15 protein-coding genes are annotated in these 17,645 nt (G+C 65.5%); 8 read left to right on the top strand and 7 right to left on the bottom strand.

Annotated features, from left to right (window positions below):
- From NTZ26_01020 to NTZ26_01010, 3 genes are all read right to left on the bottom strand, one after another.
- Positions 1-1,788, bottom strand: coding sequence for an ATP-binding protein (locus NTZ26_01020; GenBank protein MCX6559070.1), 1,788 nt, complete (start codon positions 1,786-1,788; stop codon positions 1-3).
- Between the two features lie 241 nt (positions 1,789-2,029).
- Complete coding sequence (locus tag NTZ26_01015; GenBank protein ID MCX6559069.1) at positions 2,030-3,397, bottom strand: sigma-54 dependent transcriptional regulator; 1,368 nt, start codon at positions 3,395-3,397, stop codon at positions 2,030-2,032.
- 92 nt (positions 3,398-3,489) lie between these two features.
- On the bottom strand, positions 3,490-5,472 hold the full coding sequence (locus NTZ26_01010) for a glycoside hydrolase family 97 protein (protein MCX6559068.1): 1,983 nt from the start codon (positions 5,470-5,472) through the stop codon (positions 3,490-3,492).
- 218 nt (positions 5,473-5,690) lie between these two features.
- Between NTZ26_01010 and NTZ26_01005 the strand changes: the two genes are divergently transcribed.
- Positions 5,691-6,605: a diacylglycerol kinase family lipid kinase gene (locus tag NTZ26_01005; protein MCX6559067.1), complete on the top strand. Its 915-nt coding sequence runs from the start codon at positions 5,691-5,693 to the stop codon at positions 6,603-6,605.
- On the top strand, positions 6,602-7,321 hold the full coding sequence (locus NTZ26_01000; protein MCX6559066.1) for a lysophospholipid acyltransferase family protein: 720 nt from the start codon (positions 6,602-6,604) through the stop codon (positions 7,319-7,321). The genes NTZ26_01005 and NTZ26_01000 overlap by 4 nt, the downstream gene beginning before the upstream one ends.
- A 24-nt stretch (positions 7,322-7,345) precedes the next feature.
- Here NTZ26_01000 and NTZ26_00995 read toward each other — a convergent pair whose 3' ends face one another.
- Positions 7,346-8,629, bottom strand: a complete 1,284-nt coding sequence (locus NTZ26_00995; protein ID MCX6559065.1) for a hypothetical protein — start codon at positions 8,627-8,629, stop codon at positions 7,346-7,348.
- A gap of 420 nt (positions 8,630-9,049) precedes the next feature.
- Between NTZ26_00995 and NTZ26_00990 the strand changes: the two genes are divergently transcribed.
- The 6 genes from NTZ26_00990 to rsgA all read left to right on the top strand — a co-directional run bounded on the left by NTZ26_00990 (position 9,050) and on the right by rsgA (position 14,972).
- Positions 9,050-10,081, top strand: coding sequence for an NAD-dependent epimerase/dehydratase family protein (locus NTZ26_00990; GenBank protein ID MCX6559064.1), 1,032 nt, complete (start codon positions 9,050-9,052; stop codon positions 10,079-10,081).
- Positions 10,082-10,125: 44 nt separating this feature from the next.
- A complete protein-coding gene (locus tag NTZ26_00985) occupies positions 10,126-11,226 on the top strand; it encodes a glycosyltransferase family 2 protein (GenBank protein MCX6559063.1) in 1,101 nt (366 codons plus the stop codon).
- Positions 11,227-11,595: a hypothetical protein gene (locus tag NTZ26_00980; protein ID MCX6559062.1), complete on the top strand. Its 369-nt coding sequence runs from the start codon at positions 11,227-11,229 to the stop codon at positions 11,593-11,595. It begins immediately after the preceding gene.
- Complete coding sequence (locus NTZ26_00975) at positions 11,592-12,935, top strand: tetratricopeptide repeat protein (GenBank protein MCX6559061.1); 1,344 nt, start codon at positions 11,592-11,594, stop codon at positions 12,933-12,935. The genes NTZ26_00980 and NTZ26_00975 overlap by 4 nt, the downstream gene beginning before the upstream one ends.
- A 92-nt stretch (positions 12,936-13,027) precedes the next feature.
- On the top strand, positions 13,028-13,849 hold the full coding sequence (locus NTZ26_00970; protein ID MCX6559060.1) for an adenylyltransferase/cytidyltransferase family protein: 822 nt from the start codon (positions 13,028-13,030) through the stop codon (positions 13,847-13,849).
- A gap of 7 nt (positions 13,850-13,856) precedes the next feature.
- On the top strand, positions 13,857-14,972 hold the full coding sequence (rsgA, locus tag NTZ26_00965; protein ID MCX6559059.1) for a ribosome small subunit-dependent GTPase A: 1,116 nt from the start codon (positions 13,857-13,859) through the stop codon (positions 14,970-14,972).
- 21 nt (positions 14,973-14,993) lie between these two features.
- Here rsgA and NTZ26_00960 read toward each other — a convergent pair whose 3' ends face one another.
- The 3 genes from NTZ26_00960 to NTZ26_00950 are packed head-to-tail and all read right to left on the bottom strand — an operon-like array spanning position 14,994 to position 17,626.
- The gene (locus tag NTZ26_00960) at positions 14,994-15,332 is read right to left on the bottom strand and encodes an L-rhamnose mutarotase (protein ID MCX6559058.1); all 339 of its coding nucleotides are present in this window, start codon (positions 15,330-15,332) and stop codon (positions 14,994-14,996) included.
- Positions 15,333-15,345: 13 nt separating this feature from the next.
- Positions 15,346-16,419 (bottom strand): rhamnose:proton symporter, encoded by a 1,074-nt coding sequence (locus NTZ26_00955; protein MCX6559057.1) that lies wholly within the window; start codon positions 16,417-16,419, stop codon positions 15,346-15,348.
- A 4-nt stretch (positions 16,420-16,423) separates the two neighbouring features.
- The gene (locus tag NTZ26_00950) at positions 16,424-17,626 is read right to left on the bottom strand and encodes a hypothetical protein (protein MCX6559056.1); all 1,203 of its coding nucleotides are present in this window, start codon (positions 17,624-17,626) and stop codon (positions 16,424-16,426) included.
- Between the last annotated feature and the right edge of the window lie 19 nt (positions 17,627-17,645).

Below are 17,645 nucleotides of genomic sequence, written 5' to 3'. Positions count from 1 at the left end.
TCATGGACGCACCGCCTCGACCTTCGGCCCTTCGGTTTCGCCTCCGGCCGCCGGCAGGGTGAACCAGAACATCGTCCCTTGCCCCGGCTCGCTTTCGACGCCGACCTCGCCGCCGTGATGGCGGATTGTCTCTTTGACGATGGCCAGTCCCAGCCCCACGCCCGAAGCGGGGTCCTGTCCGGGGGCGCGGAAGAACGGCGCAAAGACCTGGTCGAGATGCTCGCGCGGGATGCCCCGGCCCGTATCGCGGACACGGAATCGGACTCCGACCGGGTCGCTTTCGGCCTCGATGCGGATCGATCCGCCCGCCTCGGTATAACGGAAAGCATTGGACAGCAGATTATCGAGGACCAGGGCGATCCGGCCCCGGTCGGCCAGGACACGGGGCAGATCCGGCGGCACGGAAGCCGCCAGGGTGACGCCGCGATCCCTGGCCTCGAAAAAATGGCGGTCGGCCGCGTCCCGGACCAGCGAAACCGGATCCACGGGCTGGATGGCCATTTGGGCCCGTCCGGATTCGATGCGATCTATGTCCAGCAGGTCATTGACGATGCGAACCAGCCTCTCGCTTTCGTCGCGGGCCGCGATGGCCAATTCGGCCTGCTTGGGGTTGAGGTCGCCTAGGCTATCGTCAAGAAGCATATGGAGAGACATCCGCAGGGCGGTCAGCGGGGTCTTCAGCTGATGGGAGACGGTGGCCACCACACTTCGCTTGAGCTCAAGCTGCTCGTGCAGATGGGTGACGTCGAGCAGAAGGACGGCCAGGCCGGACGGCTCGTCGGGCCCGCCGGCCGTGGACAGCGGCAGGACGACGGGATGGAACAAGCGCTCGCTCAAGCCGTCGAATCTCTGCAGAAAGCCGGCCGTTCCGTCCTTCGGTTCGGCCGGCCGGTTCTCCGCCGCCGCCCGGTCGATCAGGGTCGTCAGCCAATCCTGGCCCAGGCTTCTGGCGTCCACTCCCGGCTTGAGCCCGAACAACCGGTCGGCCGGCTCGGTCGCCAGCTCGACGCGGCCATCGAGGTCGAGAACGGCGATCGGCGTCGGCAGGGCTTTGAACACTTCCTCAGTGGCCCGGCGAGTTCGCTGGATTTCCAGCCGGTCCTGCCGGCGCAGGCGCCTAAGCCCTTCGGCCATGTCGTTGAAGGCCTCGGCCAAACGGCCGATCTCGTCGCGGCCCTTGGGCTGGAGGACGAGGTCGAGGTTGCCGCGCCTGGCTTCATCGGCAAAGACCGTCAAACGGCGAATCGGCCATAAGATCCAGCGCCGGATGGACAAGCTATAGATGAGGGCGACGGCCGCCGTGGCGATAATGACCATCAGGAGCTGGCGATGGGCCGCCGCGGCCCGGGCCCGGGCCCTGTCGTTGGCTTCAACCATATTGGCCTGATTGAGATCCAGGATGTTCTGGGCCAATCCCTTGAGCTCGAGAAACCGGGGATAAAGGCCGTCGAGATAGAGGGCCTGGCGCTCGGCCAGCGGACGGGAGGCATCGACGACAGCGTCGATGGAAGCAGTATAGGCGGCATAAAGGGCCGGGATTTTTTCGGCTTTCTCCCCTTCTCCGGGAACGGTGATGTTGCGAAGCTCCGCGTCGAGCGCCGCGGCGAAGGTTTTGCGGTTGTCCTCGACCAGCCGGCGGCTCTCGTCCGGACGGCCCATGAAGGAGAACAGGACGCCGCTGTCGATGCGCTCCAGGGCCTCCTTCATGGACTGGCAGGCGATGACGCTCTTAAAGTTTTCGCGCAGGATGACATCGATAGAACGCCCCAAGACGGAGATTTTCGCCATTGTCAGGAGGCCGATTCCCCCTACCAAGACGAACAGGCCGCCAAAACCGAGGACCAGCTTTTGCCTGATACCGAGCATGATGGTGCGCCTCCGGCGAATCTATAATGCAAGCGATGTGCCAGGCCGAAAGGCGAGTTTTCAGGGGGGGAAGAGCGGACAAGGCGGGAACGGGATTGCAGAATGCACGATCGGTCCAGATAAGCCTTGCGAGAAGCAGTGCGGCGGACGCGGGCGGAAGGCCTCAGTCGAACCCGTAGAGCTTCCGCTTCCGCCATAGAGTGGCTTGATCGATGCCCAGGATTTCAGCGGCTTCCTGGAGCGAGCGGGCCGCCGCGATGACGCCGCGGATATGGGCTTCCTCGATCCGTTCCAGGGAGACCAGGGCACCGAGTTGGAGGGCGGGCACGCAAGGAACCAGCCCCGGGGGCAGATGCTCGACGCCGACGAGGCCGGAGGGGCAGAGGATAACGGCCCGCTCGACGACATTGCGGAGTTCACGGATATTCCCCGGCCAATCATAGGCCCGCAGCGCTTCCAAGGCATCGGACGAAAAGGCCAGCCCGGATTTATGGTTCTGGCCGGCGAAGAAGTCCAGCATCTCCGCGGCCAGCGTCCCGATGTCCTCGACCCGCTCCCGCAAGGACGGAAGCTCGATCGGAAAAACGTTCAAGCGATAGAACAGATCCTCGCGGAATGAGCCGCGCGCCACCGCCTCTCCGAGGTCGGCGTTCGTGGCGGCAATGATCCGGACGTCGGCACTGCGGGTTCGGGCTTCCCCGACCCGCTCGAATTCCCGATCCTGTAGAAAGCGCAACAGCTTCGGCTGAATCGAAAGAGGCAGGTCGCCGATCTCGTCGAGCAGCAGAGTCCCGCCTTCACAGGCGGCGATGCGGCCGGGATTGTCGCGGACGGCGCCGGTGAACGACCCTTTGGCATGGCCGAAGAGCTCGCTCTCTAAAAGCTCCGGGCTGAGCGAGGGGCAGGAGATGATCCCCAGCGGTTTGGCGCTTCTGGGGCTCCAAGCATGGATGGCCCGGGCCAGCACGGATTTGCCCGTGCCGCTCGGCCCGCGCAGGAGGACAACCGCCTCGGATCCGGCCACCTGGCGGGCGGTTTCGATGGCCCTCGCCATCCCGGGATTCCAGGTCTGGAATGTGACTTCCGGGTTGGCTCGGCGGAGATCATCCTGCAAGGTCGATAGCCGCCGCTCCATCCGGCGCAACGCGCCCACCCGGTCCGCCACAAGCAGGACTTGTTCGGGCACGAAGGGCTTGGGGATGTAATCGACGGCGCCCCGGCGCATGGCCTCGACCGCGGTTTCGACGGAAGCATAAGCGGTTATGACGACGATCTTGAGCCAGGGCGACTCCGCCAATAAACGGGGAATGAGGTCGAGGCCGTTATCGGTCCCCAACCGGAGATCGACGAAAGCCAAGTCGAAGGCCTGCCGGCCGGCTTCCGTCAGCGCATCAGGGAATCGCCCTACGGCGGTGACGCGATGACCGCGTGTTTCCAGGCAGACAGCCAGCACGCGGCGGATGTTGACCTCGTCGTCGACGACGAGGACATTCAGCCGGTCCTCGGAAATCGACGTCGCGTCTTGATTCATCGGGAGAAGCTCCTCGCGGCGGAGGTCAGGCCGCCGGGCCCATCACCGACGATCATAAGGCGGGGGCCGATGAAGATCAAGCCGGCCGGGAGCTATTTGATATCCAACGGAATGATCCGGGCCGCCCAACCGCCGCCCGGGGCCAACCGGATGGTCAGAGGGTCTTTCCCCAGAAGGCTCTGTTTGGTAAACGTAAAATCGTTTCCGTCGCGGTCGGCATTGACGCCGTCCTGGTAGATCAAGGCCGCGTAAACTTCCTTCTGCTCCAGAAAGGATAGATCCAGCGTCAGCGTCCGCTCGGTCGCATCGGTCATCGCACCGATGTACCAGTCCCTCCCGCTGCGGCGGGCGACGACGACATAGTCGCCGAGCTTGGCGTCGAGCACCCGGGTCTCGTCCCAGACGGTCGGGACTTTTGATAGGAACGCCAGACAAGTCGGCTCGCGCCGATAGTTGGTGGGGGAATCGGCCAGCATCTGGAGCGGGCTCTCGTAGACGACATACATGGCCAATTGATGGCAGCGAGTGCCCTGGCTCATCGGCCGGTTATAGATGATCTGGAAGTTCTTCATTCCCCCGTTCAGCATCGCCCCCGGGGTGAAGTCCATCGGCCCGGCAAACATCCGGGTGAAGGGCAGGGTGACATCGTGCTCGGGGGTGATGTCGCGGCTCCACTTGGAGTGTTCCAAGCCCATGACGCCCTCGCTGGTCAGCACGTTGGGGAAGGTGCGGTAGAGCCCGGTGGGCTTATAAGCGCCGTGGAAGTCGACCAGGAAATGCCGCTTGGCCGCCTCAGCTGCGACCTTGTAGTAAAAATCGACGACCGGCTGATCGTCCCGTTGCATGAAATCGATCTTCAAGCCCTGGACGCCCCAACGGCTGAACTGATCCATCGCCGCTTGGAACTGGTTGTCGAGCGTCTTCCAGACCACCCAGAGGATGACGCCGACATTTTTGGCCTTGGCGTAGGCCAGGACGGCCGGCATATCCAGCGCGGGATTGACCGAGAGCAGGTCGCCCAGCTTGTACCAGCCTTCGTCCAGGATGACGTACTCGATCCCGTTTTCGGACGCGAAGTCGATGTAGTGCTTATAGGTTTCGGTGTTGACGCCGGCCCGGAACTCGACGCCGGAGATGTTCAGGTCGTTCCACCAGTCCCAGGCGACCTTGCCGGGCTTGACCCAGGCGAAGTCGGTGCCGGCGGGCTTGGCCAGCCGGTAGATCATCGGGCTTTCGATCAAGTCCCCGTCGCGGCCCGCGATCATCAGGACGCGCCAGGGGAAGCTGCGCGTCCCGGCCGTCTTGGCCAGGAAGGGTTCGCGCGCGGTGACGACGATGTTGCGGTCGTTGCGGGCCTCCTCCTTGGCCGGATAGGCCGGGAAGACACCGACGAGCTTCATCGGAAAGTCGGCCGAACGGGCCAGATAGAGCCCGGCATAGCTTTCCAGGTCGGCTTCGGTCACCGCCACCTTGGGGCCGCCCTCGACGGCGACTACGGCCGGAGCCGAAGCGAACTTCTGGACGTCGATGGCGCTCAAGGCGACCGGCTTGAAGGCCCTCTCCTGATGGGTCTGGAAGCCATCCTCCTGCGGCCAGTAGACGGTGTGATCGGCCGTGAAAGTGAACTCGGCCTGCTCCGAGACGACAGTGATCGGCTTCTTGAGGGCGGTGGCGAACCGGTAGGCCACGCCGTCGTCATAAGCCCGGACGATGAAGGCGTAGTCGCCCCGGAACTCCAGCTTCAGCTCGTTGAATTTGTCCCGGATTTCGGCCGCCTTCTGACGGACGAACGGCTTCAGGACGACGTCGGACGAGCGCCGCTTGTCGCTCTTGACGCGTCCCGCCCGGCCCAGGACGGTCCCGTCGCCCAGGGTCATCGAAACGGCCGAAGGCGCGATGAGCGGACGGCCTTTATAGAGGACCTCGTAGGTCAGGGTATTGCCGAGGCTGATCTTGACCTCGACGGTCTTGTCGGGCGAGAGAAGCGAGTAGGCCTGAGCCGCGGCCGAGGCCGCGCCGGTCAGGATGATAACGGCGAATAGGCTGGAGATCAGGCGGACGGCAGATTTCTTCATGGTGAGCCTCCCGGGGGATTCCCCCGCATTTTCTTCCAAAGCCGGGGTGGTTTCAATCCCTCCGCGGGATCCCGTGGGCGCAAGTCCGTGGAAGAACGGAGAATCCCGCTACGGGGCTGGCGCTCCAGAACCCGCTCCAACTTTTGGCCATGGACTTTCTAGGCTGGAGCGCTCGTATCAAAATTGCGTTTTTCGGCCGGCCATGCTATAAGCGGGCGATGTTGCCGACAACCAAAACCTTGCTCGTCATCAACCCCGAGGCCGGGCACGGGAAAGCTTTCAAGATTTTCGAGCGTCTGGAGCCCCGCCTGCGCCAGCTCTTCCCCAGCCTGACCATCCGGCTCTCCGAATACGCCGGGCACGCCGTCGAGATCGGCCGCTGGGCCGCCAAAGAAGCCTTCGAGCTTCTTCTCTGCTTGGGCGGCGACGGGACGCCGTACGAAGTCGTCAACGGCCTTTACGCCGAGGGCCGGCCGGCCCGCCGGCCCGACCTGGGGCTCATCCCGGCCGGGACGGGCAACTCCTTCCTGCGGGACTTCGGCGTCGATTCGCCGGAGGTCGCCATCGACCGCATCCTGGAGGGCCGCCGGCGGCCCGTCGATTTGGTCGAATTCACCTATCTTCAGGGTGCCGCGGTCGAGCGCCGCTACAGCCTGAACATCATCGGGGCCGGCCTGATCGCCGACATCCTGAAGCTGACCAACGAGAAGCTCAAGCCGCTGGGAACCCTGGGCTACAGCCTGGCGGTGCTGCTGCGCCTGGCCAAAGGCATGGACAACCGGATCACCATCACGGCCGACGGCGCCGTGCAGGAGATCCGCGACAGCGCCCTGGTCGTCTCCAATTCCAAGTACACGGGCGGTAAGATGAAAATCGCCCCGGATGCGGACACGGCCGACGGCAAAGCCGACCTGATCGTCTTCCGGCAAGTGAACCGCCGCGAGATCCTGGCCATCTTCAAGCGGGTCTTCGCCGGGACGCACAAGGCCCACCCCAAGGTCGAGACCCTGCAGGCCTCCGAAATCACCGTCGAAAGCGATCCCCCGCTCTTGCTGATGGCAGACGGGGAGCTCCTGGGCACGACCCCCCTGCGGCTCAAAGTCCTGCCCGCCGAGCTGACCCTGCTGGCATGAAACGGATCCTCGAGAGCCTGCGATCGATCCTGCTCTGGATCGTCGCCTTCCCGGTCTTCATCGTCTGCGTCTCGAGCATCCTGGTGACAGCCCTAGTCTACCGCGGGCGTCGCCTGGAGCCGCTGATCAAGTGGTCGTGCCGTCTGATTCTGTTCGCCGCCGGCATCCGGCTGCGGGTGAGGGGCCGGGAGCACGTCGAGCCCGGACGCCAGTACATCATCCTAATGAATCACGTCAACCTCTTCGACCCGTTCGTCTTCTACGCTTCGTTTCCGGGCCTGGCCCGCGGGTTGGAGGAGGAGCGGCATTTCAGCTGGCCGCTCTACGGAGCCATGCTTCGACGGATCGGAATGATTCCGGTGGACCGCGGCAACAGCGTTAAGGCCCGCGCCAGCCTGGACCGGGCGGCCCGGCTGATCCAGGCCAGGCCGGACTTCTCCGTCCTCGTCCTGCCCGAGGGAACACGCACCCGGGACGGCAAGCTCGGCCGTTTCAAGTCTGGCGCCTTCCGGCTGGCCGCCGCCTCGGGCCTGGATATCCTGCCGATGGCCCAGACGGGGGGGTACCGGATCAACCGCCGCGGAAGCCGCATGATCCGGCCCGGGCGGGTGGACGTGCTGATCGGCCCGCCCATTCCTTCCGCCGGTGTCACGGCCGACAACCACGCTGTACTCTTGGAGCGGGCCCGGGCCTGGTTTCTCAACTACGTCGAGTAAAGCCCCGGCGGCGCCGCGAAGGAATCAGCGCTTCGGGCCCTGCAGGCGCACTTCCTGCAGGCACATCCCGTAGCGGCTTCCGGGCGGCTTGCCGGCGAACTTCGTCCCCAGCCAGCCGTTGGTGAAGTTGGCCGCGTAGCACAGCCACAGCGTCCGGCCGTCCGGGGAGATGAACTTGGACGGGATGTTGACGAAATAGGCCTGCTCGCCGAAGTCCTTCATGTACGTCACCAGCCGCCAGGGACCGGTGACCGCGTCCGACTCCAGGATGTAGGTCGAGAACTTCCAGACCGTGATGCCGCCGTCGGTGACGCACATCAGGTACTTCTTGAGAGGCGCGTTGTAGGTGATCGTGACACAGCCCATGGCGTTGGCCCACTCGGCCAACGGGCGGATGCGCTCGAAATCGCGAGTCCAAACGGGGCGGGCGGCCTCGTCGTGGCCGGCGAAATATTCATAGCGGCTGCCGTCGTTGATCGTCGCCGGGGTCGGGACAACCCGGCAGAGATAAACCTGATCGGCGGTGATCCAGCTCAGGTTGGCCACCCGGTCGGTCATATCGTCTTGTTCGGCGCCGTGCCCGATGAGATAGGCCTTGGCGTCGGGCGAATGCTCCATGTTGCGGCCGAAGTCGACGAAATGGGGGGCTCCGATCTTGACCGGACCGCCCTTGCGGGACGGCTCGGGAAAGAGGGCTCGGCCGGGCTCGCAGGAATGGGGCGGGTCGATCCAGGTCATGCCGAAGTCCTCGGAGATATAGAATCCCGGGGTCGGTCCCAGGACGGGCCAGTTCAGCCCGTAGCCCGCGTTGAGAAGGCCGTAAGTCCCATAGTACCAGATGCCGTTGTGGACCAGGCTGCCGCAGGGGTACCGGCCTTCATAGGGCGCGGGCGAGCCGGGCCGGACGCCCAGCGGCCGGATCTTCAGGCGCAGCGGATCGTCGCCGGTGATGACGGCCTGCCCCGTGGCGGCGTCCTTGCCCGCGGACGAAACGCGAATCTCGTCCACCCGGCCGTCGGTGAAGGGGGAATACATCTTGCCGTCCGAGGCCCAGGACGGGTACCAAGTGTCGGCGTCGGTGTACTCGGCGTGGCGGCCGGTGAACTCGAGGCCGGTGAGCTCAGCGGAAGGCGGGAAGGGACAGTCGGCCGGCGGAGCCGACGGCCAAACGAAGCCGTCGGTTTTTTCGGCCCGGCGGCAGGCAGCCGGGACGAGCATCGACGCCGCCGCGACGATCAGGAGAGCTTGTCCGAGACTTCGGAGATGATCTTCGGCCGAAAAGAAGATTCGACGGTGTGGCTGGCGCATGGGCTCCCCCGATCCTTGTGTCTTCCTTATCTTTCTTTCTACCACAAGCCCGAAAACCCGGTCAAATAAAAGGTTCTTCTCCCATCTCCGGGGCCTGCGTCACAGTGATCGGCCCGGCGGCTTCGGCCTCTTCTCGCGATTTCGCCGTTGGCCGATCACCGTACCGCCTGACCATCCCCCGAAGATGGGAGAAGAACCAAATAAAAGGGGATCTCATTTGCCGGCAAATGGATTCCCGGCGACGACGGCCCCGGGGAAATCACCCCTGGAATCGCCGCCGGGGGGGATGGACGCAGGCGCGGTACGGGCTTATTCTGTTCCCCGCACGACGCCGAAAAGCGCCCGATCCCAGGGCCGTTGCCACGGCGCCCCGGATTGGGCGAAAATAAGGCTAACGCTTAGTCGCACGGAGGAAAAGACATGACCCAAGCCAAAGCCAAAGCCCCGGACAAGGGCATCCAAATCGTCATCGCCGGCGCCGGCGGCTTTATCGGCGGCAGCCTGGCCGCCTACTTCAAGGCCAAGGGCTTCACCCGCATACGGGCCGTCGACAAAAAGCCGCTCCATGACTGGTACCAGCGCGTTCCCGGGGTCGAGTGTCTCTGCCTCGACTTGAGCCAGGAGGTCAGTTGCAAGCGGGCCGTCGAGGGCGCGGACGAAATCTATCAATTGGCCGCGGACATGGGCGGCATGGGCTTCATCGAGCGCTTCCGGATCGAATGCCTCCGCTCCATCCTGATCAACACCCACATGATCGAGTCGGCCTACAAAGCGGGTTGCCGGCGCTACTTCTACTCCTCCTCGGCCTGCGTCTACAACACCGATCTGCAGAAGGACCCCCACGTGCGGGCCCTCAAGGAGTCCGACGCCTACCCGGCCATGTCCGAGCGCGGCTACGGCTGGGAAAAGCTCATCTCCGAGATGTTCTGCCAGGAGTACTGGGCCGAGCGGGGCATGAAGACGTTCATCGCCCGCTTCCACAACGTCTATGGGCCGTGGGGCACCTGGACGGGGGGACGCGAGAAGGCGCCCGCCGCCATCAGCCGCAAGGTCATCGAGGCCGTCGACAGCAAGAGCGGCCGCATTCGCATCTGGGGCGACGGCACCCAGACCCGCAGCTACATGTACATCGACGACTGCGTCAAGGGCATCGACCGCATCACTCACACCGAGGCCCTGATCGCCACCCCGATCAACCTGGGCACAAGCGAGCTGATATCGGTCAACGACTTGGTGACGCTGGTCGAAGGGATTGCCGGCGTCAAGCTGCGCCGGACCTACGAGCTGGACGCGCCGCGCGGTGTGGCCGGCCGCAACTCCGACAACACCTTCATCATGAAGATGCTGGGCTGGGAGCCCGATACGCCTCTGCGGGTCGGGATGAAGAAGACCTTCGACTGGATCAAGGGCCAGTACGAGCTCAAGAAGGCGGGCCAAAAGACGGTCGATTGAATTTCGGCGCCAAGGAAAGCCCGGCCGCTTGGTCTAATGCCAAGATGTCCGCACCGAGCCGGTCCGGCCGCAAGCCCCAGCCCCGGGACTGTATCTCTCCCGAGCCGGTCATCCCCGGTCCGACAGTCCCTCTGACGGTGATCATTCCCGCTTTCAATGAAGCACCCGCCATCGCAGACACCCTTCGCAGCCTCCTAGCCCAGACCCGGACTCCCGCCTCGGTCATCGTCGTCGATGACTGTTCGACCGACGGCACGGGCGACGCGGCCCGCGCCTTCGGGGTCACCGTCGTCCGCCCCCCCGCCAATACGGGCTCCAAGGCCGGGGCCCAGACCTTCGCTTTGCCGATGGTGCGGACGCCGTATGCGATCGCCCTGGACGCCGATACGACGCTCGCCCCGGACGCGATCGAAAGGCTTCTCCCCGCCTTCGAAGATCCCCGGGTCGCCGCCGCTTGCGGCAGCGTTTTGCCCCGGCGCGTCCGGAGCGTCTGGGAGCGGGGCCGCTACATCGAATACCTTTTCGCTTTCACTTTCTACAAGCGCGTCCAGGACCAGTACGGGACGCCGTTGATCAGCTCGGGCTGCTTCTCGATGTACCGCACCGAGGCCCTGCGCGAGATCGGGGGCTGGCGGAACCGGACCTTGGCCGAGGACGTCGACTTGACCTGGACGATGTACCAGAACGGGTACGCGGTCCGGTTCATCCCCGACGCCGTCGCTTTCCCCATCGAACCGCACGACTTCGGATTCCTGAAAAAACAGCTTCGGCGATGGTCGCACGGTTTCGTCCAGAACGTCCGGCTTCACCGCCGGGGACTTCTCAAAATCCCGTTTCTGCGCTCGGCCGTGGCCGTCGCGCTCTGGGACGCCATCGTCGCCTCGCTCGTCTATCTGCTGTTGCTGCCCGCCATCGCCATTCTGCTCCGGAGTCCCCTGATCCTGCTCGGATACGTCATCGACGTGCCCGCCGTCGTCGTCCCGGTCGTCGTCGGAGCCTGGCCCCGGCGGGAAGTGGGGCGGGCGCTTCTCAGCGTGCCTTGCTTCTTTATTCTGCGGACGGTCAACGCGATCTACTTCCTGGAAGCGTTATGGTCGGAAGTCGTCCGCGGCCGCAGCTTCCTCATTTATGAGAAGGGGCATTAGATGACGGCGGGCGTGCCGGGAACCGGCATCGGCGGCCTGTTCTATCTGGCCGCGGCGCTGCTCCTCCCGCTGCGAGGGATTTGGCGCCGCCTGCGAAGAGTCCCCGTCGCCTGGCCAAAAATCGTCGGGAACACGGGGATCGCCGCCGGCATCCTGCTCGGGATATGGGCCACGGGCTGGATTCTCGGGCTCCTCGTTGTTCCCTCGGCCAAAAGCATCGCGGGAGCGGCTGTCGCGACGGGACTGAAATCGGTCCATGCCCGCAACTTCATCCGCTGGGCAGCCCTGGCGGCCGGGTACATCACCCTGGCCGTCGTGCTCCTGGCCGTCCAAGCGGCCCGATTCTCGATTCGGAAAGACAAGACATGAAAGGCATCCGAATCGCGTTGATGATCCTGGCCGTAATGGTCTTGGGCCTTCCCGCAGCCGAGCAAACGACGGCCCAGGCGCGACTCCTCCAGGCCAAGGCGGCCTACAATGAGGGCAACCGGGTCAAGGCCGAGGCCTTGTTCCTCCAGGTCATCGAGCTCGATCCGGATCAATCCGCGGCCTACTACTTCCTCGGGCTCCTGGCCAAAAGCCCCGCCGGCGCCCTGCCGCGGTTCCGCGAATACACGGCGCTCGAGCCCGGCGATGCCTGGGGCTGGCTGGCCCTCGGCAACACCTGGCTCAAGCTCGGCCGGACGGTCGAGGCCTTGCGGGCCTACGAGCGCGCGGCGCAAACGGCGCAGGAAGCGGAGGACATCAAGCAGGCCCTGGCCAAAGGGAAACTGCGCGCCGCCCCCACGCTCCAGCCCCTGGGCGGGACGTCCGTCGATTCCGACGGAACCCATGTCGCGCGAGCCGGGTTGGCGGGCGACATGGCCTTCCGCGGGGGTTTCCGGCTGGGGGGTCTGGCCATCGCCTCCTGGCTCGACGACGGGACGCAAACCCAAGCGGGGCGGACTTCGATCGAGGAGCTTCTCTTGCGGCTGGAAGGCCGGCCGAGTCCGGTTGTGCGGCTGGAGGCGGGCTTGGGAGCCGCCCGCCATGCCGGCGACGGGAAGAAATCGGGTTCGGCCTCCTGGACCACACCCGAGGCCGAGGTACGCGTCCGCTGGCGGGCTCCGGACGAGGGGCTTGCCCTCGACATCAGGGCGCAAAGAAAACCGCTCATCGCCAACCCGCTGCTGGCTCTGAACAAGGCGGTCTCGAACGAAGCCCGGCTCGGGCTGGACGTCCCGGCCGGCCCGTTCCGGATCAGGGGCACGGGCCGGGCCGGCTGGATCGAAGCCCGCGGCGAGAAGGCCAACCGTCGCCTCCAATCCGGAATCGCGCTCGTCCGGCCTCTCGGCGCGTCCGGCGAAGTCTCCCTCCAAGCCCACTGGCTCGGCTTCGCCCGCGCCTCCTCGGCCGGCTACTTCGCGCCTCGAGCCGTCGAGACCCTCGAAGCCGGGACGGCCTGGGAGATCGGCGGGAACGGTCCGGTCGCAGCTTCCCTCGACCTGGGGGCGGGGATCCAGCGCCTGGCCAAAGCGGGCGAAGCGTTCGGGCTTTGGAAGACGGCCTTGCGAGGCTGGGGGACCATCAGCATCGAGCTTCTCCCGACACTGCAATGGCAGTTGGAAGCAGAAGCTTACAGCGCTCCGTTCGCCCCGGTTGGGGCGGTCACGGCCCCCGGCTGGAAATACCTATCGGTCAGTACGGGTCTGAAGGTTCGCCTCCGCTGAAGCGCCCGGCCCCGGAGCCAGGCTCGGCGAAACGAGGGTTGGAATTCCGGTCCGTTCTTCCCTATAATGAGCGGGAGAATGGAGTCTGAATCTTGATCAAGACCGTCGCCATCGTCGGGAGCTTCGATGACCTCCGCTCCCGCCAGGTCCGTTTCCTGGAGGAGGCGGCCAAGATCGGCGATGTCCACGCCTGGGTCTGGCCGGATGCCGCCGTCAAGAGGATCTCCGGCAAGCCGGCGAAATTTCCGGCCGGCGAGCGGCTCTACATCGTCCAGTCCCTCCGCTTCGTCAAGAGCGCCCGCATCGCCACCGGCAGCCCGACCGCCGACGCCGTCCCGGGTTTGGATGTCGTCAAGCCGCAGGTCTGGGCCGTGCCCGAAGGCGAGATGAACGACGCGAAGCGGACCTTCGGGGCCGGCCTCGAGATCGAGGTGCGGACGATCCCCGAGACGGACCTGATCGCGCTGCCGCCAGCCCCCCCTCTCAACTCCCGCCTGGCTCGCCAGCGCAAAGTCATTGTCAGCGGTTGCTACGACTGGCTCCACTCGGGCCATATCCGTTTCTTCGAGGAGGCTTCGGGCTACGGCGACCTCTTCGTCGACGTCGGCAGCGACGCCAACATCCGGATGCTCAAGGGCAAGGGCCACCCCCTGCTCGGCCAGGACACCCGGCTCTACATGGTCCTGGCCGTCAAGCACGTCAAGCAGGCTTTCGTCGGTTCCGGCTTCGGCTGGCTGGATGCGGCGCCCGAGATCAGCCGCATCAAGCCCGACGTCTACCTGGTCAACGACGACGGCGACCGGCCGGAGAAGCGCGAGTTCTGCGAAGGGCGCGGCATCCAATACGTGGTCCTCAAGCGCACGCCCAAAAGCGGGCTGCCGAGCCGCGACAGCACCAGTCTGCGCGGATTTTAAGCCGGCCATGATCGATTCCGCCCCCTCTCCCGCCGCCGATCCGTTGCTGGCGTACGGCTGGAACGCCCGCTGCGAGGAGGCAGCCGCGATCCATCGCGGCAAGGGACTGGACTTCGGGCGGGTGACGGTGGAGAACCGGGAAACCTACATCCTGATCACGAGGGGGGGCGAGCGCGCCGCCGAGGTTTCGGGCCGGTTCCAATTCGCAGCCGCCTCGCCGTCGGACTTCCCCAAGGTCGGCGACTGGGTCGCCGTCACGGACTATCCGGCCGAGGCCAAGGCCGTCATTCACGAGATCCTGCCGCGAGCCGCCCGGCTGTCGCGCCGGGCCGTAGGCCGACGGACGGAGGAACAGGTCTTGGCCGCCAACATCGACGTCATCGTCCTGGTCCAGGGTCTGGACTTCGACTTCAACCTGCGGCGGCTGGAGCGGCAGATGGTCATGATCCGCGAGAGCGGGGCGGCCCCGGTCGTGCTGCTCAACAAGGCCGACCTTCTGGCCGACGCCGGCGAGGCGGCCGCCCGAGCCCGGGAGGCCCTGCCCGGTGTCGACGTCATGGCCGTCTCGGCTTTGAACGAATCTGGTTTGGACGGAGTGCGCGCCCGGTTGCGGCCGGCCGAGACGCACGTCCTGATCGGCTCTTCCGGGGCCGGAAAATCCACCCTCATCAACAAGCTCCTCGGTCGGGACAGGCAGGCCGTCGCTCCGGTCCGGCCGACCGACTCCAAGGGCCGGCACACCACCTCGCGGCGCGAGCTGATCGTTCTGCCGGGCGGCGCGCTGCTCATCGATACACCCGGGGTCAGGGAGTTCCAGCTCTGGGACACGGAGGACGGGGTGGACGAAGTCTTCGCCGACATCGCCGCCCTAGCCGACGCGTGCCGCTTCGGAGACTGCACTCACTTGCGAGAGACGGGATGCGCGGTCCTCGCGGCGCTCGAAGCCGGGACGCTGGAGGCCGGGCGCTACCAGAGCTGGCTCAAGCTGCGCAAGGAACAGGCCTTCCTGGAAACGAAGCGGCGGGAGAAGCCTGGCTCGGACAAGCAGGCTTGGTCCAAGGCGATCCACAAGGCCGTCAAGACGTTCAATAAGATCGACCCCAAGGCCCGTTTCCGAGACTAGCGCCGAGCGCCCCCTTGTCCTTCAGTCGGTGTGGAATACCTCTTCCAGAGGGGCCCACCATTCCCCGGGGGCGCGATTATCCAGAGGCCGCTGGCAAGGCATGCAGACCGCCCACCATCGCTGAGTCGCCGGGTCTGCCGCCATGCGGGCCATGTCGACTTCGTAATCCTCCCCGATATATTCAAAATAGCTGAACAAATACAGCCGGCCGTCGTCCAGGCGCCGCAGGTAGATCGAATAGTTGCGGATATGGCAGGCCCGGATCATGGCCAGGACTTCGGGCCAGACGGCGGCATGCAGGGCTTTATATTCCTCGGCCTTCGCTTCGTCCAGGCCGATGACGGCGCCGTATCGTTTCATCTCGCCTCTCCCCTCAGGCGGCCGCCAAGCCGCCGATATAGTTGCCGTAGGTCAGGAGCAGGACCGCCGCGACCAGCACCGCGAGCGCCAGTCGGATCATGGCCAGGGTCAGCTTCCGGGACCGGCGCCACTCATGGAAAGCCAGGCCGACCAAGGAGCTGAAGAGCACCAGCATGATCATGTGGATGGCCCAGGATGTGAACTTGTACGTGCCCATGCGGACATGGCCGAGGTTGTAGAAAAAGAACTGGCCGTACCAGAAGAGCCCGGTAACCGCGGCCAGGACGTAGTTCATCGGCAGGCGGGGCTTTATTTGATCCGGGACCTGTACTGGACGCCGGAATTCGCCCCAAGTCTTATGGCGGGCATGCAGGAATAGACAATAGACCGCAGTCGTCAGGAAGGCCCCGGTGTTGGCGAAGATATAGACGACATTGCCGCGGAAGACGCCGGCGCCGTATTGCGTGGCAACGTCGGCGATCGGCTCGCCGGCGGCCAGGGCGAAGCCATAGACGGCCGAGAGGACGCCGGCCAAAAGCGAGAGCAGCAGGCCTTTGGACAGGGAGAACTCGCCCCGGCGCTGCTGGGCCTCGAGATCGATCTCCTTGAGGCGGCCGGCCCATCCGGTTATGGCGATGCCGACCGCTCCGGCCGCGATGCCGGCTACGATCCAGGACGCGCCCGGCTTTCGGAGCGTCGCCCCGAGCGTGCCTTTGACCAAGGGAGGGATGAGGGTTCCCAGCACGGCCGACAACCCGATGGCGACGGCGTAGGTCAGCGAATAGCCGATGTACCGGATGGCGATCCCGAAAGCCGTTCCGCCGACGCCATAGGCGACGCCCAGCAGAAAGGCCGACAGCATCGGCCCTCGCGGCGCGGCCCGGAGCACGGCGGCGAGGTCGGGGATGGTCAGCAGAGCCCCGATGATGGGCAGGGCGAACCAGCAGAAGGCGGCCTGGGTGATCCAGTAGGTCTGCCAGGACCAGCCGTGGATCCGCTTCTGGGGGGCGTAGCAGGTGGCGGCGAAGAACGCCCCGACCGCATGCATCGAGACGCCGAGCAGGAGATTGGGAGAGACCGGGTCCATGGGATCACCCTTCCTCGTCGAACGGCCCGAGCCGGAGCGGGTAGCGCCCGTATTCGCGGACCAATTTGACGATCATGTCGTAGGTCCGGCCCGCCACCCCGCTGGTCACGGAATGATCGGACTGGAAGATGTAGCCGCCGCCTTTGGCCGCGTTGAGCTTGCGCAGGACGTCGCGCCGGATGGCTTCGGGATCGCCGCTTTCCCAGACCTGGATGTCGCCGTTGCCGCAGAAGGCCAGCTGGTGGCCGTAGCGGCGCCGCAGCTCGACGACGTCGAGCCCCGCTTTGGCTTCCAGCGGGTTGTAGGCGTCGACACCGATCTCGATGAAGTCCGGCAGGATCGCGGCCACGTTCCCGCAGCCGTGATAGATGACCGGGAGGCCGGCGGCGTGGGCCAGCGCGGTCATGCGGGCCACCCAGGGCTTGAAGTAGCGCCGCCAGTAGTTCGGCGCCATGAAAGTCGATCGCCGGTAGGCCACGTCGCCCCAGATGACGAACCCGTCGAGCAGACCGGCCGCCGCTTCGATCTGGGCCCGGGTCATTTCCAGGTAGTAGGCCCCGAGGCGATCGATGACCGCCCCCATCCGCTCGGGCTCGGCTCCCATCCAGAGCATGGCGTTCCCCTGCCCGACCAGGCGGGTCAGGCACTCGCTGGACTCGATGATGCTGCCGTAGACCGGGAACTCCGGACGCAGCGAGCGGACGGTCTCGATCCAGGGGGGAGAGTTCCGCTGGAATCCGTCGCCGACGCCGCCGATCTGGTTGTCGCCGGCCTCGAAGAAGCGGCGGCGGTCGGACGGGTCGTCGAACTCGACCCGCTCCAGCTTCTCGAACTCGTCGACCTCCCATGACCGCATCTCGGGCATGGGCAGCTCGAAGCGCTTGTTGATAACGGCCCCGAAGCCGGTTTTGACCACGACCTCGTCCGCCGTTTCGCTGAGCGTCTCGAATGGCCGGATCCAAGGATCCATGTTCGGGGTGGTGACGATCCAATCCAGATCGTAATAGCGGTAGATATCGGTGTCGGGCGGGAGGCCCAACTCGGCTCGCCAGCGGCGGATGAACCCGCCCCAGAAGAAGTCGCTGATCGGGACCCGGTCGGGCTCTTCGTGGCGAAAGGCCTTGCCCATCCGGTCCAGCTTGCGGAGGGCGGCTTCGGCGCGGGGCGCTCCGGCCGGGGCTTGGGCGACCGCATCGGATTGGCTCAAGGCTCCTCCTTCCGGCTCG

The sequence above is a fragment of the Candidatus Aminicenantes bacterium genome, from assembly GCA_026393855.1.
Lineage (GTDB): Bacteria > Acidobacteriota > Aminicenantia > Aminicenantales > UBA4085 > UBA4085.
Note: the sequence above shows the minus strand (reverse complement) of the source record. Positions and strands in the feature narration are given on the sequence as shown.